21 protein-coding genes are annotated in these 24,461 nt (G+C 38.0%); 17 read left to right on the top strand and 4 right to left on the bottom strand.

Annotated features, from left to right (window positions below; genetic code table 11):
- Nucleotides 1–172: 172 nt before the first annotated feature.
- The 5 genes from gap (at nt 173) to AC1M9I_RS04775 (ending at nt 5,313) form a co-directional block, all read left to right on the top strand.
- On the top strand, nt 173–1,204 hold the full coding sequence (gene gap / locus AC1M9I_RS04795; RefSeq protein ID WP_481594256.1) for a type I glyceraldehyde-3-phosphate dehydrogenase: 1,032 nt from the start codon (nt 173–175) through the stop codon (nt 1,202–1,204).
- Nucleotides 1,205–1,431: 227 nt separating this feature from the next.
- On the top strand, nt 1,432–2,598 hold the full coding sequence (locus AC1M9I_RS04790) for an ATP phosphoribosyltransferase regulatory subunit (RefSeq protein ID WP_481594257.1): 1,167 nt from the start codon (nt 1,432–1,434) through the stop codon (nt 2,596–2,598).
- Between the two features lie 70 nt (nt 2,599–2,668).
- Entirely contained in the window at nt 2,669–3,988 is a 1,320-nt protein-coding gene (locus tag AC1M9I_RS04785) for an adenylosuccinate synthase (RefSeq protein ID WP_035265875.1), read from the top strand.
- 137 nt (nt 3,989–4,125) lie between these two features.
- The gene (locus tag AC1M9I_RS04780; RefSeq protein WP_481594258.1) at nt 4,126–4,434 is read left to right on the top strand and encodes a hypothetical protein; all 309 of its coding nucleotides are present in this window, start codon (nt 4,126–4,128) and stop codon (nt 4,432–4,434) included.
- Between the two features lie 102 nt (nt 4,435–4,536).
- On the top strand, nt 4,537–5,313 hold the full coding sequence (locus tag AC1M9I_RS04775; protein ID WP_035265878.1) for a M48 family metallopeptidase: 777 nt from the start codon (nt 4,537–4,539) through the stop codon (nt 5,311–5,313).
- A gap of 116 nt (nt 5,314–5,429) precedes the next feature.
- Here AC1M9I_RS04775 and AC1M9I_RS04770 read toward each other — a convergent pair whose 3' ends face one another.
- Both AC1M9I_RS04770 and crp read right to left on the bottom strand, forming a co-directional pair.
- Nucleotides 5,430–6,479, bottom strand: a complete 1,050-nt coding sequence (locus AC1M9I_RS04770; protein ID WP_481594259.1) for an NADP(H)-dependent aldo-keto reductase — start codon at nt 6,477–6,479, stop codon at nt 5,430–5,432.
- 159 nt (nt 6,480–6,638) lie between these two features.
- Nucleotides 6,639–7,352: a cAMP-activated global transcriptional regulator CRP gene (crp, locus tag AC1M9I_RS04765; RefSeq protein WP_481594260.1), complete on the bottom strand. Its 714-nt coding sequence runs from the start codon at nt 7,350–7,352 to the stop codon at nt 6,639–6,641.
- A gap of 149 nt (nt 7,353–7,501) precedes the next feature.
- On the opposite strand from crp, the gene AC1M9I_RS04760 reads away from it, so the two are divergent.
- Nucleotides 7,502–7,927 (top strand): OsmC family protein, encoded by a 426-nt coding sequence (locus tag AC1M9I_RS04760; protein ID WP_481594261.1) that lies wholly within the window; start codon nt 7,502–7,504, stop codon nt 7,925–7,927.
- A 64-nt stretch (nt 7,928–7,991) separates the two neighbouring features.
- On the opposite strand, the gene AC1M9I_RS04755 is transcribed toward AC1M9I_RS04760, so the two are convergent.
- The gene (locus AC1M9I_RS04755; RefSeq protein ID WP_481594262.1) at nt 7,992–8,480 is read right to left on the bottom strand and encodes a rhodanese-like domain-containing protein; all 489 of its coding nucleotides are present in this window, start codon (nt 8,478–8,480) and stop codon (nt 7,992–7,994) included.
- A 442-nt stretch (nt 8,481–8,922) separates the two neighbouring features.
- Here AC1M9I_RS04755 and clpB point away from each other — a divergent pair, with 442 nt between their 5' ends.
- From clpB to AC1M9I_RS04730, 5 genes are all read left to right on the top strand, one after another.
- Nucleotides 8,923–11,499 (top strand): ATP-dependent chaperone ClpB, encoded by a 2,577-nt coding sequence (gene clpB / locus AC1M9I_RS04750; protein WP_481610744.1) that lies wholly within the window; start codon nt 8,923–8,925, stop codon nt 11,497–11,499.
- A 204-nt stretch (nt 11,500–11,703) separates the two neighbouring features.
- The gene (locus AC1M9I_RS04745) at nt 11,704–12,540 is read left to right on the top strand and encodes a hypothetical protein (protein ID WP_481594264.1); all 837 of its coding nucleotides are present in this window, start codon (nt 11,704–11,706) and stop codon (nt 12,538–12,540) included.
- The gene (locus AC1M9I_RS04740) at nt 12,540–14,063 is read left to right on the top strand and encodes a GH3 family acyl-acid amido synthetase (protein WP_481594265.1); all 1,524 of its coding nucleotides are present in this window, start codon (nt 12,540–12,542) and stop codon (nt 14,061–14,063) included. Before AC1M9I_RS04745 ends, AC1M9I_RS04740 begins: the two co-directional genes overlap by 1 nt.
- A 10-nt stretch (nt 14,064–14,073) precedes the next feature.
- Complete coding sequence (locus AC1M9I_RS04735; RefSeq protein WP_481594266.1) at nt 14,074–15,216, top strand: GNAT family N-acetyltransferase; 1,143 nt, start codon at nt 14,074–14,076, stop codon at nt 15,214–15,216.
- Between the two features lie 99 nt (nt 15,217–15,315).
- Nucleotides 15,316–15,750 (top strand): hypothetical protein, encoded by a 435-nt coding sequence (locus AC1M9I_RS04730; protein ID WP_481594267.1) that lies wholly within the window; start codon nt 15,316–15,318, stop codon nt 15,748–15,750.
- Between the two features lie 48 nt (nt 15,751–15,798).
- Here AC1M9I_RS04730 and rlmKL read toward each other — a convergent pair whose 3' ends face one another.
- Entirely contained in the window at nt 15,799–18,003 is a 2,205-nt protein-coding gene (rlmKL, locus tag AC1M9I_RS04725; RefSeq protein ID WP_481594268.1) for a bifunctional 23S rRNA (guanine(2069)-N(7))-methyltransferase RlmK/23S rRNA (guanine(2445)-N(2))-methyltransferase RlmL, read from the bottom strand.
- 170 nt (nt 18,004–18,173) lie between these two features.
- Between rlmKL and AC1M9I_RS04720 the strand changes: the two genes are divergently transcribed.
- From AC1M9I_RS04720 to AC1M9I_RS04695, 6 genes are all read left to right on the top strand, one after another.
- On the top strand, nt 18,174–18,485 hold the full coding sequence (locus AC1M9I_RS04720) for a LysE family translocator (RefSeq protein WP_481592937.1): 312 nt from the start codon (nt 18,174–18,176) through the stop codon (nt 18,483–18,485).
- Nucleotides 18,486–19,096: 611 nt separating this feature from the next.
- Nucleotides 19,097–20,113: an aspartate carbamoyltransferase catalytic subunit gene (locus tag AC1M9I_RS04715; RefSeq protein WP_481610743.1), complete on the top strand. Its 1,017-nt coding sequence runs from the start codon at nt 19,097–19,099 to the stop codon at nt 20,111–20,113.
- A gap of 10 nt (nt 20,114–20,123) precedes the next feature.
- Nucleotides 20,124–21,359, top strand: coding sequence for a dihydroorotase (locus tag AC1M9I_RS04710; protein ID WP_179998336.1), 1,236 nt, complete (start codon nt 20,124–20,126; stop codon nt 21,357–21,359).
- 185 nt (nt 21,360–21,544) lie between these two features.
- Entirely contained in the window at nt 21,545–22,444 is a 900-nt protein-coding gene (locus AC1M9I_RS04705) for a lysozyme inhibitor LprI family protein (protein WP_481594271.1), read from the top strand.
- Nucleotides 22,445–22,572: 128 nt separating this feature from the next.
- Nucleotides 22,573–23,598, top strand: coding sequence for a lysozyme inhibitor LprI family protein (locus AC1M9I_RS04700; protein WP_481594272.1), 1,026 nt, complete (start codon nt 22,573–22,575; stop codon nt 23,596–23,598).
- Nucleotides 23,599–23,683: 85 nt separating this feature from the next.
- A complete protein-coding gene (locus tag AC1M9I_RS04695) occupies nt 23,684–24,460 on the top strand; it encodes a Rossmann-like and DUF2520 domain-containing protein (RefSeq protein WP_481610742.1) in 777 nt (258 codons plus the stop codon).
- Nucleotide 24,461 lies beyond the last annotated feature (1 nt).

The following is a 24,461-nucleotide window of genomic DNA, read 5'->3' as shown; positions in this document are numbered from 1 at the left end:
TTTAAGCATTAACGTTGTTGAGACGATTCTTAAATGCTTAAGCTGTGTATCTCGCCCGAAGATCAATCAAAAATATTGAGTAGTCATAAGACCATTATTTATTACTGTATATTTTAGAAATACTTTAACATAGAGCTTTCAAGAACTTGTATTAAAGAGTTGAAGGTTACATATGCAACGTATCGCAATTAACGGATTTGGACGAATCGGGCGAAATGTTTTAAGAGCTTGGTTTGAAAATCCAAAACAATTCAATTTTGAAATCGTTGCGATTAATGATGTGGCTGATGTAGAAACTTTAATTCATTTATTTAAATATGACACCACACATGGAAGATTTCATGGGGAAGTGGAGTTGAGTTATGTTGCAGAGCAGGTATTTCTCAATATTTATGCCTATCAAAAAAAATTATCTATTGAAGTCCACTGTCAAACAGAACCAGATCAACTACCATGGAAGCGTTTAAACGTTGATGTTGTTTTAGAGTGTACTGGTTTATTTAGATCTCGAGCAGAAGCTACACGCCATCTCAATGCTGGCGCTCAACGCGTGATAATTGGGGCTGCACCTTTTGATACGGTTGATGCTGCAATCGTCTACGGGGTAAATCATACAGAGGTTAAAACTACGGATCAGATTATTTCGAGTGTTTCATGTACGACACAAGCATTGGTTCCTCTGGTCAAAATTATTGACGATGCCTTTGGTATAGAAAGTGCGTTAATGACAGAAATTCATGCTGTTACAGCGGATCAATCCGTTTTAGATCATGTTCACCGCGATTTACGTCGTGCGAGGGCATCTGGGCAAAACATTATTCCAACGACTTCATCTGCTCTTGGTGCAATCAAACGTGTCATGCCAAAAATGGAAGGGCGAATAGACGGTTACTCAATTCGTGTTCCTACCATTAATGTGGCAGCTATTGATTTAACATTTATAGCGCAACAGCCAATTACAGACCATCAGTTAAATGAAGCGTTAATTTCAGCAGCACGAGAGCGATTTTCGGAAATTATGTCGGTAACAGATGAGCCTTTAGTATCATCTGACTTTAATCATTCTCCGTTTTCACTCATTGTAGATTTAACTCAAACCATGGTGGTCGGGAAGCAAGCTAAAGTCTATGCTTGGTATGATAATGAATGGGGATATACCAATCGTTTACTAGATTTATGTCATTCATTTCCAGATCAGTCATGAAACTGAAATGCTGTGTCTTTTATAAAGGCTTAAGTCTATAACATAGATCAACTGCTAGTGCGTTCAGAATTACCAATAGAAGCTTATGAATAATCTAAAATTCCGATTTAATTATTTAAAAGTCTGATGCACATGGGGGTTGATCGTGATAGACTAGGAGAAATCGGGTGTGTTCCCGATTTTTTTATGCGGATTTGTTCCGCGCTGACAGAATTTAGGTTTACAACATGCCCATTTCAGAGACATGGTTATTACCTGATGGTGTAGCTGATGTATTACCAGAGCAAGCGCAAGTTATTGAAACTTTGCGTCGTACCGCGTTAGATTTCCTCGCAGCTCGAGGTTATCAATTGGTGTACACGCCATTTATTGAATACATCGAATCTCTATCTTCTCTTTCAGAATCGAATCAAGATTTAGACTTAGCCACATTTAAAGTAATCGATCAACTTTCTGGTCGTTTACTTGGTGTGCGTGCAGATATGACGCCTCAGGTGGCGCGTATTGATGCACACGTGTATCCAGTTGAAGGTGTTGCACGCTATTGCTACGCTGGAACGGTACTTCATACCAAACCACAAGGTTTCAATACCACACGTGCGCCTTTACAGCTCGGTGCTGAGTTGTTTGGTTCAGACAGTATCGATGCTGACGTCGAAATGATCGATGTCATGTTGGAATTATTAAAAAATACAGGTGTAACTGAGGCGATCCATTTAGATATTGGACACGTTGGTCTATTCCGTAGCTTAGTCAAACATGCAGGATTGAACAAAGCTACAGAGTCGCATCTATCTGATTTATATCAGCGTAAAGCATTACCAGAGCTTGCTGAATATACGCAACAACTTAAATTCGGCTCTGATTTTTATGTGCTTGGTCGTTATGCAAGTGATTTAGTCGCTTTAAAATCACATTTAAGCCAAGAAATCTTAGAAGATTCGGCATTCCAAGAAGCATTTAATGCAGTTCAAAGCACACAAGATGCGATTCAGCAACGTTGGCCAAATCTGCATATTGGTATCGATGTTGTAGAGCTTCGTTCATATCACTATCACACTGGCTTAATGTATGCAGTGTATGCACCAAATCGTGCTGCACCATTAGCTCAAGGTGGACGTTATGATGGTATTGGTGAGCATTTTGGTCGTGCACGTCCAGCAACTGGCTTTTCATGTGACTTATACGCTTTAAGCGCTGGTCAATTTAAAGCATTGGAAGTGATCGTTGCACCTAAGGGAAATAATGCTGACCTAGTCAAAGCAATTCAAGGATTACGTGATCAAGGTAAAAGCGTTGTGCAGTTGCTTGGTCAAGATGAGTTGAATTCAGTACCTAACGCGACTCACCAGTTGGTGAATCAAGCGGGTGAGTGGAAACTCGAACAGATTTAATCACCTGATTTGAATACTAAATTTCAAATCATGTTCTTCAATTTTAACAGCATGATGCAATGAGGCTATTATGGGCAAGAATGTTGTGGTACTTGGTACCCAATGGGGCGACGAAGGTAAAGGTAAAATCGTTGACCTGCTCACAGATCAAGCGGCTGCAGTTGTTCGCTATCAAGGTGGACACAATGCAGGTCATACTCTCGTCGTAGGTGGTAAGAAAACTGTTTTACACCTCATTCCATCTGGTATTTTACGTGAAAACGTACTTTGCTTAATTGGTAACGGTGTAGTGCTTTCTCCTGAAGCGTTAATCAAAGAGATGACGATTCTTGAAGAGCAAGGTGTGCCAGTTAAAGAACGTTTACGTATTTCTCCAAACTGTCCATTAATTTTGCCAAACCATATTGCATTAGACCAAGCACGTGAGAAAAAACGTGGGAATGCCAAGATTGGTACAACAGGTCGTGGTATTGGTCCAGCGTATGAGGATAAAGTTGCACGTCGTGCGGTTCGTGTCGCTGATTTAGTGCGTGGTGGTGATCATCTTAAAGCATTGCTTGAAGAGTTACTTGAATACCATAACTTCCAATTAACACAGTTCTACGGTGTAGAAGCGGTTAAGCTTGAAGACGTGCTTGCGTTATGTGATCAATGGCGTGAAGTTGTTGCTCCACTGGTTGTTGATGTTACTGGCGAATTGCATAAATATCGTAAGAACGGTGACAATATCATGTTTGAAGGTGCTCAAGGCTCACTTCTTGATGTTGACCATGGTACTTATCCATACGTAACATCTTCAAATACGACTGCTGGTGGTGTGAGTTCTGGTTCTGGTCTTGGTCCACTACACCTTGACTATGTATTGGGTATTACCAAAGCTTATACAACTCGCGTAGGTGCAGGTCCATTCCCAACTGAGTTGGTTTATGATGCTGCAAACGATGTTGGTGATGCAATTGGTAAGCACCTTGGTACTGTAGGTTCAGAATTTGGCGCATCTACTGGTCGCCAACGTCGCTGTGGTTGGTTCGATGCTGAAATCCTTCGTCGTTCAGTAGAAGTGAACTCACTTTCGGGGATTTGCTTGACTAAACTTGACGTTCTTGATGGTTTAGAAGAAATCAAAATCTGTGTAGGTTATGAAGCTGCAGATTCGGGCTGCGTAGGTTCTTCTGATGCACTTGCATTTGAAACTTTAAAACCAATTTACGAAACAATGCCTGGTTGGACTGAGTCTACTTTTGGTGCTAAATCTTTAGACCAATTGCCAGAAGCAGCAATCAACTATATTAAGCGACTTGAACAGTTAATCGAATGTCCAATCGACATCGTATCAACTGGTCCAGACCGTGATGAAACGATTATTCTTCGTCACCCATTTGAAGCTTAATTAAAAGTTTTAAAAAAGCCCTGTGATATCACAGGGCTTTTTTTGATCTAAACAACGACCAAAGTTTTATAAAAATTGGCTGTGCTGAATCTTAGAGATTGTTAAAATCGAATATATAAAATAATAGAGTGTGCAGGATGCATAAGAATATTTCTGGAACAATGTTTTATTCGTTGTTATTTGCAATGGGGGGTGCACCCACGATTGCGATGATGATAATACGATCTCAAACTGTAGCGGAAGATGTGGTATACCAAGTCTTTATTGGACTGTCGATTATGATCGCTTGCGTATTGGTCCCTATTATTTTAATTCAAAACACCTATTTATTTTTTAAGCGTAAAGATAAGAAGCTCGAAACTCGTTTAAAACCGTGGAGTCAAACCTATCTCGTGCTTAATATTTTTTGTTTGGTCTTTTGGATTAGCTATCAATTTGTTTACTAAATTACATAACAAATAAAAAAGTGAAGAAAAATGAGATATTAAGCGTAGTTGAGTTTGTTTATAATTAAGAACAAGTACTTTCAAGTAGATTGGAACATTATAATGAAGAACAAATTATTGCTCGGTCTTACTGCGTCTGCGGTGATCTCGATTTCAGGGTGTACAACATTTGCGGATATGGCGGGTGCGGACTCAGCGACATTAAATGCAGCTGCTGCACAAAGTTACTCTCAAGCCATTGATACAGCTCGCAGTAAGGGCTTATTGGATACAAGCTCAAATACTTATAAGCGTATTACGAATGTCTACAATCGTTTGCGTCCATATGCTGATCAAATGAATCAAACGGGTCAGCCATTCCAATGGCAAGTGTCTGTAATTAAATCAAGTGAATTAAATGCTTCTGTCATGCCAGGTGGTAAAGTTGTTTTTTATACAGGTATCGTGGAACGTTTAAATTTAACAGATGCTGAAATTGCGGCCATCATGGGACATGAAATGATCCATGCTTTGGAAGAGCATGCGAAAAGTAAATTGGGTGCTCAAGCTTTAACTGACTTGGCTTTAGGTGTCGGTTTAAGTGCTGCTGGTGTGGGTCAAGGTGGCGCTGCAGTTGCGCAAATTGGTTCTCAATTGGGTGTAGGCTTGCCTTATTCACGTAACTTGGAGAGCCGTGCTGATCAGGGTGGATTAATGTTAATGGCTCGAGCTGGCTATAACCCACAAGCAGCGATTACATTATGGGAAAAGATGGCGAAAGCAAGTAATGGTGGTAATGCATCTTTCTTATCAACACATCCTTCAAATGCTCAACGAATCGAAGCGATGCGTAAAAATTTACCTGCTGCTCAAGCGATTTATAACCAAAGTCGCCGTTAAAAGAATAAAACAAAAAAAGGATGCGTTTGCATCCTTTTTTATATTCACCACTCAGTAAAATTGTTATCACAGTATGGCTTTGATTCAAATGTATTTAAATCAGGTTTCTTAGACATTTAAGGTGCTGGATTTGGCTGTTGTTTATGAATGAGCTCAATTTCCTGAAGTATTTCTTCTGACAATGACACATCAAAAGCATCAATATTTTCTTTAAGTTGATTTAAATCAGTTGCACCAATGATTGTGCTGGTGACGAAGAACTGCTGTTTAATGAAAGCTAAAGCCAATTGCGTTAATGTCAGTCCATGTTTTTCTGCTAAAAGGGCGTATTGTTCAGTTGCCCATTCACTTTCAGGATTACTATAACGTACAAATCTAGAGTATAAGGTGACTCTGGCATGTGCAGGTCTCGCACCATGTCTAAATTTTCCTGTTAAATAGCCAAAAGCAAGAGGTGAATAGGCCAGTAAACCAATGCCTTCAAATTTAGCAATCTCCGACATGCCGATTTCATAGGTGCGATTTAATAAGTTATAAGGATTTTGTACAGAAACAAATTTAGACAACCCTAACTTTTCAGCTAAGTGTAGAAATTTCATGGTTCCCCATGGTGTCTCATTGGAGAGTCCGATATAACGAATTCTACCTTTATTAATTTCCGCTTGAAGGGCAGTTAAAGTTTCCTCGAGTGGTGTGATATCTAGTGTACTGTGAGCATGGTGATTGGTATAACCCAATTGACCAAACATATTGGTTGGGCGTTGAGGCCAATGCAGCTGATAAAGATCAATATAGTCAGTTTTTAAGCGTTTAAGATTTAAGTCTAAGGCTGAGCTAATATCGCTGGCATTATAGCGAGTTATACCGCTTCTAATATTGCTACCACCTTGACCTGGACCTGCAATTTTTGAAGCAAGAAAAAGTTGATCACGTTGGCCACGCTGTTGAATCCAATTGCCGATAATTTCTTCCGTCGCGCCTTGAGTTTTGACTTTAGGTGGTACTGGGTACATCTCTGCAGTATCCCAAAAATTTAACCCCCGCTCGAGTGCATATTCCAGTTGTTGGAAAGCCTCGGACTGGCTATTTTGCTCACCAAAGGTCATTGTTCCTAAACAAATTTCGGGAACGTGTATATCTGTTTGCCCAAGTCGATTAAATTTCATGCTAAACATCCTTGCTGTATTTTTTAAGCTGATATATTGAAATCATACCTAATCTAAGATTCAAAACGTATGTAAAATAAATTCGAAAGTTTTCAGAAAAAAGGCAATAAAAAAGCAAATCGTCAGATTTGCTTTTTTGAATGTAGATCAGATGAAAATTTATTCATCATCATTGCTGTCAAAGTCTTCTTCAACAGAATTTACTGCTTCTAATGATGAATCAAAAATTAAGATAGCTTTACCATCAGTTTCAATCATGCCTTGTTCTTCAAGTGTTTTAAGAACACGACCAACCATTTCACGTGAACAACCTACAATACGACCAATTTCTTGACGAGTAATACGAATTTGGCGTCCATTTGGAAGAATCATTGCTTCAGGTTGAGCTGACAAGTCGATTAAACAACGTGCAATACGACCCGATACATCAATAAATGCTAGGTCAGTTACTTTTCGAGTTGTATTTTTTAAGCGACGAACGAGCTGTGCGAACACCGCATAGCTAAGATCTGGATACTGCTTACTTACTTCATGGAAGTTAGCATATGAAATTTCAGCAATCTCACATACATCACGTGTACGTACTTCTGCAGTACGCTGAGGATTACTTTCAAATAATCCCATCTCTCCAAAAAAGTCCCCTGGGTTTAAATAGGCTACAACAATTTCACGTTCATCATCTTCACGTAAAATAATTGAAACCGACCCTTTTAAAATTAGATACAGAGATTTCGACTCTGAGCCCGCATCAATAATTGAAGTTCGTTTTGGAAATCTATTGATGTGCGCACGCTTGAGCAAAGCTTTGACAGATTCAGGTAATTGACCTGGCGACAAAGCATCTGTACTAAGTTGTGAAAAATTAGAAGTCATGCTTTTTAAATTCCGATTTGGATAGTAACTAGATCTTTAGACCTAAATAAACTTGCCACGTGAAGCATAAGAGGTGAAATTCCTTATCAGCTCAATATATGCTAGTGTACAGTCCTAAGTAAATTTATAGTTTTTTTTAGGTAGTTGCAATGCATACTAGCGTACATTGGTTAGAGAATGTTGCTTTTGAAGCAAAATCTGAAAGCGGTCACCAAATTATCATGGATGGTGCTGAAGCTTACGGTGGTGAAAACCGTGGTCCACGTCCGATGGAACTTATATTAATGGGGCTTGGTGGGTGTGCTTCGTTTGATATTGTGACTATATTAAAGAAATCTAGACAAGATGTGATGGGTGTTCAATGTCAGTTGAAAGCCGAGAGGGCAGACACAGTTCCTGCGGTTTTCACGAAGATACATTTGCATTTTGTGGTTACAGGAAAAGCAGTCAAAGAAAAGCAAGTCGCTAAAGCGGTTGAATTATCTGCAGAAAAATATTGTTCAGCAAGTAAAATGCTTTCAGATGGCGGTGTTGAAATTACACATGATTTTGAAATCATTGAAGCTGAAGATTGATTTTATCGAGTTGAAAAAAGCAACCTTAAGGTTGCTTTTTTTATGTAAAGTCATTAAATCAATTTTACTCTTGTACCCATGGCAGATTGTGAAATCGCCAGCCATTATAAGTACCACGATGGGAGTTGGGGTCTAAATCACCTTCAAAACCTTGATCGATATTATATACGTTTGTGAGACCAGCATTGTACGCCACACTCGCCGCTGCTGCAGAGCGCTTACCACTACGGCACATGAGTAAGATGATGTCATAAGCATTAACAAAAGATTGTAACTTTTCTAAAAATTCTGGGTTTCTTTCAAGTGAGATGCCTGTCAGCCAAGGAATATGTTCTGAATGTTCGACATAACCTACGAATTTTCGCTCTTCATGTGTTCTAACATCAATAATGATCGCTTGTTGGGATTGGAACAAAAGCCACGCATCTTGGGGTTTTAAAGAGCCTGCAAAGAGGAGTGTATGATCTTCTACATTTTTTTTTGCTTCAGATAAAATAAATTTAATTTTATCTTGATGGACTTTATTTTCTGAGAGATTTATAAAATGATTCATGTAAGTATGCCTGAATGATTAAATCATCCGTTTATGGAAAACGGTGATTATTATAAGTTTTATCTATATTCTTTAAATAAATATAAAATTGATTGTTTATCTTATAAATTCATATTGAATGATTTTGCACAACATGTACCGATTAGGTCGATATAAGTTCGGCGTACTCCTATGTGATGATTTGAGAACAATAATGACCGTTTACGGGGAATATATTTTCTTTGTCATATCTAGTGAATAGTAGATAAATATCATAATCACCATGAAAAAATTGTGAAGTGGTATTGAAAAATGTATGAGCAGCACAAATATTATAATTATAATCTATCTTTATTTTTTAAATAATTGAAATTTAAGAAAATAATTAAAAAACCGACTTGAAATATGACGCTTCTCACCCATTAACTAAGCAAGTACCAAATTTGTTGTGAGGAAAATAATAATGCGTTTTGAAAAATTTACAAATCGCTTACAGCAAGCCTTATCTGATGCGCAATCTTTAGCAATGGGCAAGGATCATACAGCGATTGAAGGCATCCATATACTATCGACACTGCTTGAAGAGCCATCAAATATGAGTTTGTTGCAGCAGGCAGGGGCGAATTTACGAGAATTGAGCACAAAGTTGCAACAGGCGCTTGCTGATGCACCAACACTTGCCCATCCAACTGGGGATATCAATCTCAGTCCAGATGTGGTTAAAGCGCTTAACTTGGCAGATAGTTATGCACAAAAATCGGGTGATGAGTTTCTTTCAACAGATTGGGTGTTACTTGGTTTAGCGGAAACGGGTGCAACCAAAACTATTTTGAATGCGGTTGGAGTTCAATCCGCAGGTTTAAAAGCGGCGATAACTAAAGTTCGAGGTGATGAAAAAGTCATGAGTAACAATCATGAAGATCAACGTGATTCATTAAACAAATACACCATCGATCTCACTGAGCGAGCACTTTCTGGCAAGCTTGATCCAGTGATTGGGCGAGATGATGAAATTCGTCGAACAGTTCAAGTTTTATCACGCCGTACAAAAAATAATCCTGTTTTGATTGGTGAGCCGGGTGTCGGTAAAACTGCCATTGTTGAGGGTTTAGCACAGCGTATCGTTAATGGAGAAGTGCCTGAAAGTTTAAAAAATAAACGTGTCTTATCACTTGATCTTGGATCGCTTTTAGCTGGTGCAAAATATCGTGGTGAATTTGAAGAGCGCTTAAAAGCTGTATTAAAAGATCTTGCTAAACATGATGGTGAAATTATCCTCTTTATCGATGAGTTGCATACTCTAGTCGGTGCAGGTAAAGGCGACGGTGCAATGGATGCAGGTAACATGTTGAAGCCTGCTTTAGCACGTGGAGAATTACGTTGTGTAGGTGCTACAACATTAGATGAATATCGACAATTCATTGAAAAAGATGCAGCACTTGAACGTCGTTTCCAAAAAGTATTGGTTGATGAGCCTAGTGTTGAAGACACGATTGCGATTTTACGTGGATTAAAAGAGCGCTATCAAGTACATCATGGTGTTAAAATCTTAGATTCTGCCATCATTGCTGCAGCTAAAATGTCGCATCGATACATTACAGATCGTCAACTACCAGATAAAGCGATTGATTTGATTGATGAAGCGGCATCTCGAATTAAGATGGAGCTTGATTCAAAACCTGAGTCTCTAGATAAATTAGAACGTCGTCTTATTCAACTGAAATTACAGCTTGAGGCTGTAAAAAAAGATGAAGATGCAGGAAGTAAAGCTGAAGTTTCACACTTAGAAAAACAAATTGCTGAAGTGGAGAAGGAATACAGCGATCTTGAAGAAGTGTGGATTTCTGAAAAGCGTTTGGTCCAAGGCGATCAACAAACTCAGGCTGAGCTTGATCAAGCACGTATTGCGATGCAAAAGGCACAACGTGAAAATGATCTAGCTGAAATGGCTCGGCTTCAATACGGTGTTATTCCTGATTTGGAGAAACGACTCAGTGAAGAAGCATCTGAAGAGAAAGTTGAACCTAAATTATTGCGTAATAAAGTGACGGACAATGAAATTGCCGAAGTTGTAAGTGCAGCAACAGGAATTCCTGTAGCAAAAATGCTACAGGGTGAGCGTGAAAAATTACTCAGTATGGAAACATTTTTACATAACCGCGTCGTAGGTCAAGATGAAGCGTTAGTTGCAGTTTCTAATGCTGTACGACGCTCACGTGCTGGACTTTCAGATCCGAATCGCCCAAGTGGTTCATTCTTATTTTTAGGTCCAACTGGCGTTGGGAAAACTGAGTTAACTAAAGCTTTAGCAAACTTCTTATTTGACAGTGACGATGCCATGATCCGTATCGATATGTCTGAATTTATGGAGAAACATTCTGTTAGTCGTTTGGTGGGAGCACCTCCTGGTTATGTTGGTTATGAAGAGGGTGGTGTGCTAACTGAAGCAGTACGCCGTAAGCCTTATAGCGTGGTGTTATTTGATGAAGTAGAGAAGGCTCATCCAGATGTATTTAACATTCTGCTTCAGGTACTTGACGATGGTCGCTTGACTGATTCGCAAGGGCGTGTGGTGGATTTTAAAAATACAGTAATCGTCATGACTTCAAACTTAGGTTCAAATGAAGTGCGCGAATTAGGTGACATGGCGACGGAACAAGATGTACGAAGTGTTGTGATGGCTGCTGTTTCTGAGCATTTTAGACCAGAGTTTATTAACCGAATTGATGAGCTTGTAATCTTCCATGCACTGAAAAAATCGCAGATTCGAGGTATCGCGGATATTCAGTTAGATCGCTTACGTGCTCGTTTGGCTGATCGTGATTTAAGTTTGACTGTAGATGACACTGCTTTCGATGAATTAATTGAGGCAGGATATGACCCAATCTATGGGGCTCGACCACTTAAACGTGCTATTCAACAAAAGGTAGAAAATACATTGGCTCAAAAAATCTTGGCGGGAGAATTTTTGCCAGGAGATACAATTGTTATACAAAGTACCGATGGAAATTTGAGTTTTAGTAAACTTAAATTAAATTAGGATTTAATAAACAAACTTAAAAAACCTGAATTCGTTCAGGTTTTTTTTCATTTAAGTGATTTAAAAATAATAAATTTATTTTTTAATAAAATTGCTACTCAAATCTATTAAGTATAAGATTGCACTCAATATTTTTGTGAATAAATGTTTAATTTGTTTATTGACTCACAAAAGGAATTCATTGTTTAGCTTAATGGGATCAATATGCTAGAATTAAAACGACTCCGAAAATTAAAAAAAGAACCTTATAGTGAGTTTGTTAAGGTAAAAGATTTAAAACCCCGTGATATTGAAAAGATGTTCAATATTTACAGTAACTATTATTCAAATACAGTCTTTGAAATTTTTGAAAGAGACCTTCTGGAAAAGACTGGTGTGTTTATCATTCGAGAACCCAAAAAAGATTTTTTAGTGGGTTTCTCAACTGTAATGGAGCGAAATTTTACCGTGAATGGTAAAACTGCCCATGCTTTTTTTAGTGGTGATACCATTATTGAGGAGGCGTATTGGGGTAGTCGAGCATTACAACGTGCGATGTTTCGTTATGTAATGACCTTCAAATTACGTCATACGGGTGTACCGATCTATTGGATGCTGATCTCAAAGGGCTTTAAGACCTACTTACTTCTTGCAAATAATTATTATCACTATTATCCAAATCCAGAAAATAAAGATGAATATTTAAAAGATTATGTTAAAGCATATTGTCGTGAGTATTTTGCAGAATACTATGATGATGAATCAAAGCTGATTGATTTTGGAGAAAACTATCAGTGTCTGAAACCTGATGTGGCTCCAATAACAGAAGAAATGCGCCAGAAAAATCGTAAAATTGAGTTTTTTGAGGAATGCAATCCATCTTGGGTTCAAGGTACTGAATTACCGTGTATTGGTGAGCTGCGTTGGGTTGATATTTTGCAAACAGCGGTAAGGTTTGTGAAAAAATCATCGCTCAAAAAAAATAAGTCGAATCTGAATAAAGATAAATTATCTAAATCGGCTCAAACCAAAGATCAAGATCAAGATTCTAAGGTGGCCTAATGTCTGTGATATTTGCAGCTCATCAAGTTTTAAATTTGGCCTGTAAAAAATCATTTAAAGACTTTTATCAATACGCTGATCAATTGGAAAAAGTTCAGCGTGATAAATTAAAAGTTATATGTGATGATCCAAAGATGGAATATGAGTCGTTTGCTCAACATTTTCCAGTAACACGTTATGCTGATTGGAAGCAGAAAGTTGAAGCATCACGTAATCAAGGCGTAAATTTACTTAATAAAAGTAAAATTATCCGATTCCAGCCTACAAGTGGTTCAAGTGAAGCACTCAAATTTATTCCATATACCCAACAATTTTTAGGTGAAATAGATCAGGCGATTGGTTTATGGCTCACGAGTTTATATCGTCGTTATCCTGAACTAAAACGTACAACACACTATTGGTCTGTATCTTGGTTGCCTGAAAGCCAGCGTCAACTGACGACCACTCATAATTTAAATGATGATAGTGCCTTACTTTCTTTTTCAAAACGAATTTTAACTCAAATTACGCAGGCCGTGCCTGCTGACATTGCTTTGGCAGAAACTGCTGAAGATGCGATGTTCGCTACGGCTGTATATTTAGTCAGAGATGAAAATCTCGGCATGATTTCAGTGTGGAGCCCAACTTTTGCACTGCAACTGATCGAAATTATCCAAGAAAATAAGAGTGAAATCGTTGAGGTTTTATCGACTGGTCAGTGGAGTCGTCAAAGTTTAGATTTTTTAAAAATCAAAAAATCAGTAAAACGTAGCCAGATTCTAGAACGATTAGATTTGGAAGATCCGACTTGTTGGAAAAAATTGTGGCCAAAGCTATTTTTAATTTCATCTTGGGATACCGCAAGCGCACAGCACTGGGCACAAATTTTAAAAACCACAATTAAGGGTGTGAGTTTTGAAGGTAAAGGGCTTTGGGCCACTGAAGGCGTAGTGACTATACCTTTAGATGATCATTATCCCTTGATGTATCAAGCTCATTTTTATGAGTTTCAAGATTTAGATACTCAGCAAATTTACCCTGCTTGGCAGCTTAAACCAGGTCAAATCGTGAGTCCGATTATTACGACAGGGTCTGGCCTAAAACGCTACATTATTGATGATGAATTATTGGTTGATTCTTTTTATCAGGGCATTCCGTGCTTTAAATTTCTTGGTCGAAAGATGACAGTTGATTTGGTCGGAGAAAAGATTGATCAATCTGTTGCTTTGAGTGTGATCGATACATTTAAACAAAACGGTTTTTTACCCATTAGTTTACTCGGAATAGAACAGACTGAATCGAAACCTTATTATGTTTTGCTTTCTGAGGGTAGTGTGAGTGGGCAGCCGTCCGATCAACAGTTAGATCAATTGCTAAAACAAAATTTTCACTATGAATTGGCACGTAATTTAGGGCAATTAGATGAAGCACGCGTGATGCATGTGGAAGATGCATGGCATGAATATAAGACAATCGCAATGCGCAATGGCATGATTGAGGGGAATATCAAGCCAGAACCATTGAAGAAAATGAAATTTATTTAAGAATTTAAAAATGACAGAGCAAAATTTACTATATCGATCAAAAACCTCGCCTGAATTTTATCTACGTTATGCTGCGGAGCAAGATGATCCTCAATTGATTGAGTTGATTTCTGAAAGTATGCCGAGTAATGGTATGGTGATTTCATTTGAGCGGAAACCGAGTTATTTTCGGGCTACACATGCACAATATAATAAGCCTGAAATTTTGGTTGTCGTACATCAAGATCAGCCTGATCAAATTATTGCCATGATGAACATCGGTTGGAAATCGTATTGGATCAATGGCGTTACTGAACAATTACGCTATGTATCAGATTTAAGAATCAAACTTACAGCACGGGGTAAAAAAGCGTTTAATGTATTTATGGAATACATTTTTGAATGTTTCCCTCGTGAAATTATCTTTCAAAGTGTGATTTTAGAAGATAATAAAGTAGCTCGTAATATGATGCATCGTGAAAGAGAAGGATACGCTTTACCTTATATCTTTGATTCGATGACCACTTTTACCATTTCTAAGGTGCCTAAGTTTAAGCATTCTGCTGAACTTCGGCTTGAAACAATGACCATAGATAAGATTGATGCGGTCAATGGTTTTATACAAGAAATGGCGTCCCATTATAATTTTTTACCTGATTATGACTTTAAAGTGTTATTGGAAGCTAATCATCCTTTTTGGTATGGGTTGAGGTTAGAAGACTTTCATTTAGTGCTCAATTCAGATCATAAAATCGTAGGTTTATTTGGTTTATGGGATCAAAAAGATTTCAAACAAACTAAAGTGGCGAGTTATTCTACAACGTTAAAACTGTTAAAACCTGTCTATAACACTTATGCTCGTATTACTGGACAGTTAACGCTTCCCGAAGAAGGGCAATCCTTTGATTATCTCATGACGCATAGTTTCCTCTGTGATCCAAGTGCGTTAGACGTACTAAAGTTTATGCTGACCAATGTCAACACATTAGTGAAGGCTCAGGGTAAAACATCATTTTGTGTGACAGTTGTTGAGAATGATCCACGTAAGCAAGTTCTAGAGCAGTGTTCATCACATAAAATGAAAGCAGTTCACACGCTTCATAGTTATGAAAGTAAACCCTATGACGTGATTGATCGTTCTAAATACTCTTACTTTGAAGTGAGTCGTATTTAAGAATATAGTGCGTTCATCGGAATGCGGGTGAACGCACTTGATTAGCTGTAATTAATAAATATATAAATAAAATTACAATAATAATTCTCGAGATAAAAAATGGAATTTATAAGTGTTACTTTTCGACGGTCAATTTTAATTTCTAGCATGCTGATGTGTGGTTTCCAATGGGCAACTGCACAGCAATTAGATGAATCTGAACTCATCGAACAGCAAGTGATTGATCAGAATTTGAATGAAAATTTAGTGCAAGAATTAAAAAAAGAAGTATCACAGAGCGCTGAGGTACAAATACAAAATCAACAACATTTGGCTCAGACTCAAGCAGAAGAATTTAATCAGAAGCAATTGGTTTCAAATGCAGTTTCTGATTTTGAATTGAGCAAAAAAGCAGATCCTGAGCAGATTAGCAAAACCATTAAACCACTGACGTATTATCCTTATGATACGCTACCACGTACTGTCTATGTTTCAACAGATCCAACCATTATTGTGACAAAGGAATATTCACCTTCAAAAAATTTAAGAAAATAAAAAAGGGCAAACGAATTGCCCTTTTTTATTGGTCAAGCTCTCTAATCATTAGGCTTGAAGATGTGTAATTTTCCATGAACGGTGAATTTTAGTATTACGTTTAAAGTCTAGACCAATTGTTTCATGGGTGAGTTCTTCAATGTCATAAAACGCTTTGATTTCGTCATCTAATTCAAAACCACGATAGTTATTTGAGAAATACAGTGTACCACCAGTGGTTAAGCGATTCATTGCACGTTTAATCAGGGATAAGTGATCACGTTGAACGTCAAACGTACCATGGAATTTTTTAGAGTTCGAGAACGTTGGCGGATCGATAAAGATTAAGTCATATTGTTCATGACCTTCTTTTAACCATTCAAAACAATCGCTGGCAAAGAACTGGTGTTGTTGGTCAGCATGATCAACTGTTAAACCATTTAAGACAAAGTTTTCTTTAGACCAGTTCAAATAAGTATTTGAAAGGTCGACACTGGTCGTGCTCGCAGCACCACCTAACGCAGCATGTAAACTTGCAGTTGAGGTATAACTATATAGATTAAGGAAATGTTTACCTTTCGCTTCAGCAGCGATGCGTAAGCGAATTTGGCGATGATCGAGGAAAAGGCCAGTATCCAAATAATCTGTGAGGTTAACCAAAATTTTCGCTTTGCCTTCTTGAACGATAAAGCGTTTAGAGGCAGTACTTTGTTTGGTGTATTGGTTTTTACCTTCCTGACGAGCACGAGTCTTGATAAAAATGGCATCACGGCCCAAACCTGTGACAGCACGGATTGCTTGCAAAGCAAGATTAAAACGTTTTTTCGCTTTTTCAGGATCGATTGATTTTGGTGGGGCATATTCTTGAACATGCAATCGGTCACCATATAGATCTACAGCGACATTGAAGTCTGGTAGATCAGCATCATAAATTCGCAAACAATAGATATTTTCTTTCACTGCCCATTTTTTCAAATTCTGCATATTCTTTTGCAAACGATTTGTAAAATCTTCAGCACCTTCAATTTTATCGAATTGAAGTGGTTGCCAATTGGCTAAGAAAGGTTGTGTCACAACAGGTGGCTTAATCTTACCTGAGCGAATATAAATAGGTAGCTTACCATTCATTAAGCGAAGCGTTTGAGTTTCGCTAAATGCCAACACGTCTGCTTGTTCAATTTGAGCTGCAATAACTGCGGCAGTTTGGTTGGCAAAGTTCTTTTGAAGTAAGCCAGATAGACCAAGATAGAATGAACGGCTAGAGCCTTTATCACCAAGACGCTCACCATAAGGTGGGTTAGTGACAACGACCACAGATTTACCTTCTGCCTTAAAATCTGGCCAATCAGAAAGGGTGCGCTCTTCAATTTGAATTTGATCGAGCAATGCCTCAAATCCTGCAGCGCGGATATTATTTTTGGTTGCTTTTACTGCTTCCCAATCTGCGTCAAAGGCATAGAATTTTGGAAGCGGTTTTTCTAAGGCAACCTTGTGACGTTCCGCAGCTTCACCTTTAATTTGCATCCAAAGATCATGATCATGACCATTCCAGCCATTAAAGCCAAAACGACGAACCAAACCAGGCGCGCGGTCAGTTAACATCATTAAAGCTTCAATAATGAATGTGCCTGAACCACACATTGGATCAAGAACAATATCTGGATTATTTTCAATTAATTTTGCATGTTGAAGAATGGCTGCAGCCAAGTTTTCTTTGATCGGTGCATCAGTCATATAGTGGCGATAGCCACGTTTATGCAATGAATCGCCAGACAAATCTAAACAGAAAGTATGTTCTTTTTTACCAGCCAAAGCGTAAATGGTTATTTCTGGTTGTTTGATATCGATGCTTGGACGCTTACCGACAGCCTCCATGAAGGAATCTACGATACCGTCTTTCACACGTAAGGTGGCGAATTGGCTGTTGACTTTGATCTCACGTTCGACATGTAAACGCACAGCAAATGTACTTTGAGGTGCAAAAATAAGCGACCAGTCAAAACTATTTGCACCTTCGTAGAGTTCTTCAGCTACATCGCGTGCATCGTGAGTAAATTCAACTTCAAACGTATGGATAGGCGTCAAAACACGTGATGCAAGACGAGACCACATACAAATGCGGTAGGCATCAGCCAATTGACCTTTGAAAACCAATCGCCCAGGGAAACGTTCAACGTTTTGTACTCCTAAACCTTCAATTTCTTCTTGAAGTAAGGTTTCAAGCCCATCTGCACAGGTAACCCAATATGTAGAAAGACGAGGTTTAGAATTCATGAACATTCCCAAAGACAAATAAAGCAATCGCGTATTTTAACTTATTTTTGATTTTAAAACTGCTTTAATGCGCTGATACAACCATTTTAAAAATAATTTAAATTTAAAGATTGATTGAAACTGGTTGATATAGCCCCATAAAACTAAAAAACACTAAAAGATAAAAAAATATGCTGGCTTTAATTTTCTCTATGTTTACTTTTTCATTATCGATGTCTATCTCTCCTGGACCTGTTAATTTAACTATTCTCAGTAGCAGTATGAACTTTGGTGTTCGAAAAACTTTTGCTTTTATTTCAGGTGCAGCCATTGGATTTACTGCTTTACTTGCAGCAGTTTGCTTTGGTCTATATCAGATTATTTTATCGTATCCGGTTCTTTTGGATGCTATTGCGCTGTTAGGAACGGCTCTATTGGTTTGGATTGGCTGGAATATTTTAAGCGCTAAAGGCGAAAAATTCGAACAGATCACAAAGATCTAGAGAAGATTCCAAATTTTACGCAAGGTGCGTTAATGCAGTGGCTGAATCCAAAAGCTTAGATTGCCGCCGTTTCAGGTACAGCCCTATTTTCAGCTTCAGAGAATAGTGTTTATTTAGCGCTTTTTGTTTTGATTTATTTTATGGTCTGCTATGTCTCTTTATGGCTTTGGGGATATGCAGGGGAAAAATTGGCTCAGTTTCTTAATGTGGCAAATCGAGCAAGAATTTTGAATAGGGTGATGGGAAGTCTTTTAATCGTGATTGCTATACAGATGTGTCTCACTCATTTTTTAACATATCCATAAAACCATGAGTAGATCATTTGTTGAAATTTCTATTTTTAAAATCTAACTCACTATTTCAGGGAAATTTGATTGAATATATGTATGAAAATAAAGATAAACAAGCTTTTATCTAGGAGTTATGAGCCTTATTTTTAAGGATTTAGACGATTTCAATGGAATGCTTTTGGTTAAATTAAGTTTTTGAAAATTTTTATGAAACACCATAAGTCGTGATTAAGTTAGTTATTGATCAGCTGCCGTGTGGGTCACTGCCAAATCATTTTAGAATCTGTATAATACGTTGACTTAACGTATAAGGAATCTCTCATGCACTTCGCTGCATTGCATACACCGAGCCAGATTCAACTCAACCAAGATGGGAATCTCAAACACTTCCTCACCATCGAAGGCCTTTCAAAAGAAACTCTTACAAAAATATTGGACACTGCACAGTCCTTTTTTAATGACCAAAATCAGCTCATTACCAATAATATGCTTGAAGGCAAAACTGTAATGAACCTGTTTTTTGAAAATTCGACACGTACACGAACTACATTTGAAGCAGCGGCAAAACGTCTTTCTGCCAACGTACTCAATATTGATATTGCCCGCTCAAGTACTTCTAAAGGCGAAACACTGAGAGATACATTGTGGAATTTAGAAGCAATGGCGGCCGATATCTTTGTTGTTCGACATTCTTCATCAGGTGCTGCACATTTTATTGCGAAGGATGTTTGTCCAACTGTTGCGATTATCAACGCGGGTGATGGACGTCATGCGCATCCAACACAAGCAATGTTGGATATGCTTACGATTCGTCGTGAAACCAATAAAAAATTTGAAGATATTTCCATTGCGATCATTGGGGATATTAAACATTCACGAGTTGCACGTTCTGATGTGGCTGCATTGCAAACATTAGGTTGTAAAGATATTCGTGTGATTGCGCCGAATACTTTACTTCCTTATGGCTTCGATGAATATGGTGAAGGTGTTCGCCTATTTAACAATATGGAAGCTGGGATTAAGGATTGTGATGTCATCATTACTTTACGTATTCAAAATGAACGTATCGATTCTCCTGCATTATCTTCACAAGCTGAATTTTACAAAATGTATGGTTTGAACAAAGAGCGTTTGGCTTTGGCCAAACCTGATTGTATCGTGATGCATCCAGGACCGATGAATCGTGGTGTTGAGATTGATTCAAGTATTGCAGATGGTCCTCAATCAGTGATTTTGAATCAGGTGACCAATGGTATTGCAGTGCGTATGGCAGTTCTCGCGCTGGCGATGCAGGGTCAGTTACAAGAACAAGGTTTAATTGAAGCAGTTGCGTTATAAGGAATCAGTCATGTCTATTGTTAAAGTCGAAAATGTACGCGTCCTAGATCCAATTGCTCAAACTGATCAAATAGAAACTATTTTTATTCAAGATGGAAAACGTATCGAAGCGACTTCTGAGGTTCATGAAAGCATCGATGGGCAAGGCAAATGGCTGATGCCAACGATGGTTGATTTGTGTGCACGTTTACGAGAGCCAGGTCAACAACAACATGGAACGTTGAAATCTGAAGGTAAAGCAGCACGTGAAAATGGCATTTTACATGTATTTACCCCACCAGATTCAAAACCTATCGTTCAGGACAATGGCGCTTTAATTCATGGTCTTGTTGAAAAGGCAATGTTAGATGGCGGAATTTACCTAGAGGTGATAGGTGCACAAACACAAGGGCTTCAAGGAAATCAACCTGCCAACATGGCGGGTTTAAAAAAGGGTGGTTGTACTGCTGTATCAAATGCAAATGCACCTTTTGCGAATGACGATGTGGTGCTTCGTACGCTTGAATATGCTGCAGGTTTGAATTTAACTGTCGTATTCTATGCTGAAGAGCCTCAAATTGCGAAAGATGGCTGTGTGCATGAAGGCTTTATTGCTTCACGCCAAGGTTTACCAATGATTCCTGCTTTGGCAGAAACGGTCGCGATCGCAAAATATCTATTAATGATAGAGGCGACAAAAGTCCGCGCACATTTCGGATTACTGTCTTGTGGTGCTTCGGTTGAGTTAATACGTATCGCGAAGGAAAAAGGATTGCCAGTCACGTGTGATGTTGCAATGCATCAGTTACATCTTACGGAATCTTTAATTGATGGATTCAATTCCTTGGCACATGTACGTCCACCTTTGCGTTCAGAATCTGATAAAGAGTTACTTCGTCAGGGGGTAAAATCTGGGGTAATTGACGCGATTTGTACGCATCATGAACCACTCAGTAGTTCTGCAAAAATGGCACCTTTTGCAGAGACTTTGCCAGGTTTTACTGCGTTTGACTCGTATGTTCCTTTTGGAATCAAATTGATTGAAGAAGGTTTATTTAGTCCATTAGAGTGGGTTGAAAAAGTAACGAGTGCGCCAGCTGCTGTCGCACAAATGACTGAGACATGGAAAGCACAGGCTGGATGGGTGCTAGTTGATCCAGATTTGGAATGGACACTTGATAAATCTTCTATTATTTCTCAAGGTAAAAATACACCATTGATTAATCTAAAAGTCAAAGGTAAGGTAATTCGTACTTTCATAAAATAATGTGAATTCAATCGTTTAAAGGTCGATTAATATCGGCCTTTTTTATTTTGGATGATTGAATAATTCATGATTCAGTATATTTTATGTAGATCTTTTTTTAATAAAATTTAACTGAGAGCTTCAAGAAGAATAAAAAAACCAATGAGATTTGGTATTAAGAGCTTGAGTTTGATTGGGGGAGTAGCATGAAACTTCAGATGAAAACATTGACCACATTGTGCATGGTTGGTGTGTTGTCAGGATGCCAACAAGTGTATTCAATCATGTATGCTTTTAATCGTTGTGATCAACCTGAAGTGCAATTAAAACTCGAACAAGTCATCCATAAAGACATCGCGAATATCTCAGCGACTCAACTCAAAAGCATTATAGAAAATGATCAAGTTATTATAGATGGTCAACTCTTACAGCGTAGTTTGAAACCAGTTCAATTTAAAATTGAAAACATTGATAAAATAAAGAAAATGAGATCCTCTGATCAGACGATCTGTACAGCAAGAATCATTGCTGAACTACCATCAAATTATCTGACGGATGCTGATGTATCGCGCGCATTAAATCGAGAGTCAAATGTTTTAGAATCAGCTGCACTTTCTCAATTAAACTTTGAGAACAATCAGATCTCTACTGAGTTAAATTATAGTGTACGAATTTCAGAGCATGAAGTAACTGTACAATTGGTGAATGCACTACATTTCACCAGCTTTATGCAAAAAGTTCTAATAGATGCACATTTAAAACCTTCACGTTTGACGGCTTTAGCGTTAGATCGTCAAAAGAAACAAGCACTTTTAAATAATCAAAATAAAACATCAGACGATTATCAATCTATTCTTATTGCTGAAGCACAACTTAAATTAGATCAAGCCAATGAGGATCTAAATTCTGTATGGAATAGAGCTTCACTTCAAGCACGCCAAAAAATACAATATGAGCAAGAACTGTGGGCTAAAAAGCGTAATTTAGAATGCAAACTAAATAGTGAAGGCGCCGATAATCCTGAAGTTTTTCGATTGAATTGCGAAACAAATATGGCGATTAGTCGAACATCTGAATTACAGCAAAAAATTTTCACTCTAAGTTAGGCATTGATTAAACAGGGTTGTTGAGCGTTAGCTTTTACGCATCAAATTTTAAAAAAATAAAAATGTGATGGAGTTGTTGTTTTTAATTTGATTAAATATGTCAAAATTATAAATATGCGGTATAAAAAATGACGTATAAGATTAAATTGGCTTTGATTATCTCTACCATCTTCGTTGCAGGTTGTGATCTGAATAAGAAAAGCAAAGACACCTCACAGAATGTAGAAATTGCTGATTGGAGTTGTACTTCTCCTACGAATGTCAAAGAAATTGAACGCTTTGCGCAACAGGAATATAACAACATTTTAGATCGTCATTTAAAAGCAACAGATCAGTATGAGTCAGATTTAAAATTACTTTCCCAAATCAACTCATCGCTTAGATTTGAACTCAAGTCGATTACAACAACGAATGATCCTTCAAATGCAATAAACAAACTGACCTGTTCAAGCCAGTTGGTTATCCACCTGCCGAAGGGGCTTCAACGTCGTGCTGAAAATGCATACCTTGAAAAACCTTGCGAATATGAATGTGAACATGACGAAGGTAGTTATACGCTCAAACATTGGATTAATGATGTTCATGGCAATATCAGTTATGGGCAAGATAAGCTCACAGGCACTTTGAATTATGAGATTACCAAGACAGATAAAGAAGGTTTAATGCTGAGTGTACAACCTGATAATGCATTGTTAGATATTGCTGCAAGTATGACGAGATATGCTGTTCAATTTGAAGCATTTCGTAAAGCAAATCAGAATGAATCAAAAGCTTACGAAGAATATGAGGCTGTACAACAAAAACAAAAGGCCTTGGCACTTAAAGCCATGCAATTGAGAAAATCTGATTTAGATAAAGAGCAAGCACGAGCTGTCGAGCGACTTAATTTAACTTGGGATAATTTGAGCAGCGAACAAAAAGAGCGGCTAAAGAGCGATCAAACTGAATGGTTCGAACGTCGTGACGTGGACTGTAAAGTGGTCTCTCAAAAGTCAATTGAAAGTATCCCAGAAAAAGAACGTGAAACTTATCAGCAACATTATCAATATTGGGATAATGAAATGAATCAAATAAATGTTGAGATGCAATATTCTAAATGTTTCATTCAAAAGACCAATGAGAGAATTGTGTACCTAAACAATGTGTTTAATTAATTCATTACAATATAGCAAAAGGGCGAATTGATTCGCCCTTTTTTTATCGGCATGCTTAGGTATACAGAATATATGTGGAAGCGATATGCGTATTAGTGTGATTGGAGCAGGGCGCGTAGCTCATCATTTGGCTCAGGTATTGAGTCAACATCATGAGATTGTCCAAGTGTTTAGTCGAGAGCAATCTAAAGCCAATTTGTTGGCGGCTTTAGTAAGAGCTAGACCATGCAATGCAATTGAAGATCTCGAAAACACCGTTGATATTGCATTATTGGTGGTGAGTGATAAAGCAATTGAAGAAGTTGCTGAAAAAGTTGCAAAACAGCTTCCTCAGGCTTTAATTGTACATACGTCTGGCAGTACCCATATCTCTAAAATCACGCAATATCATGAACGTGCGGGTGTGTTTTACCCCCTGCAAACCTTTAGCTTTGAAAGTCAAATTGATTGGTTGAGTACGCCAATATTCGTTGAAGCGATGAGCGACCAAGATTTAGCATCCTTGACTCAAATGGCAAAAGAGTTCAGTCAAAAGGTTTATCAATATGACTCAACACAGCGCTTGAGTTTGCATTTAGCAGCTGTCTTCGCGTGTAACTTTACCAACTACTGCTATGACGTCGCTAAGCAGCTCGTAGATGCACAAAAAGTCGATTTTAATTTATTGTACCCATTGATTTTGGAAACTGCGAAAAAAGCGACTTTAAATCCCCCAAAACAGGTGCAAACTGGTCCAGCGATGCGTGGTGATCAAAACATTATCCATATGCATCAAGAGATGCTGGCGCAGGCTGGGCGTACGGATTTAAGCCAAGTGTATAGTGTGGTGAGTGACCAAATTTATAAAAGACAATCAGAATAAA

Source organism: Acinetobacter sp. ANC_7553, assembly GCF_056779895.1.
This window is presented reverse-complemented; position numbering and strand designations above follow the sequence as displayed.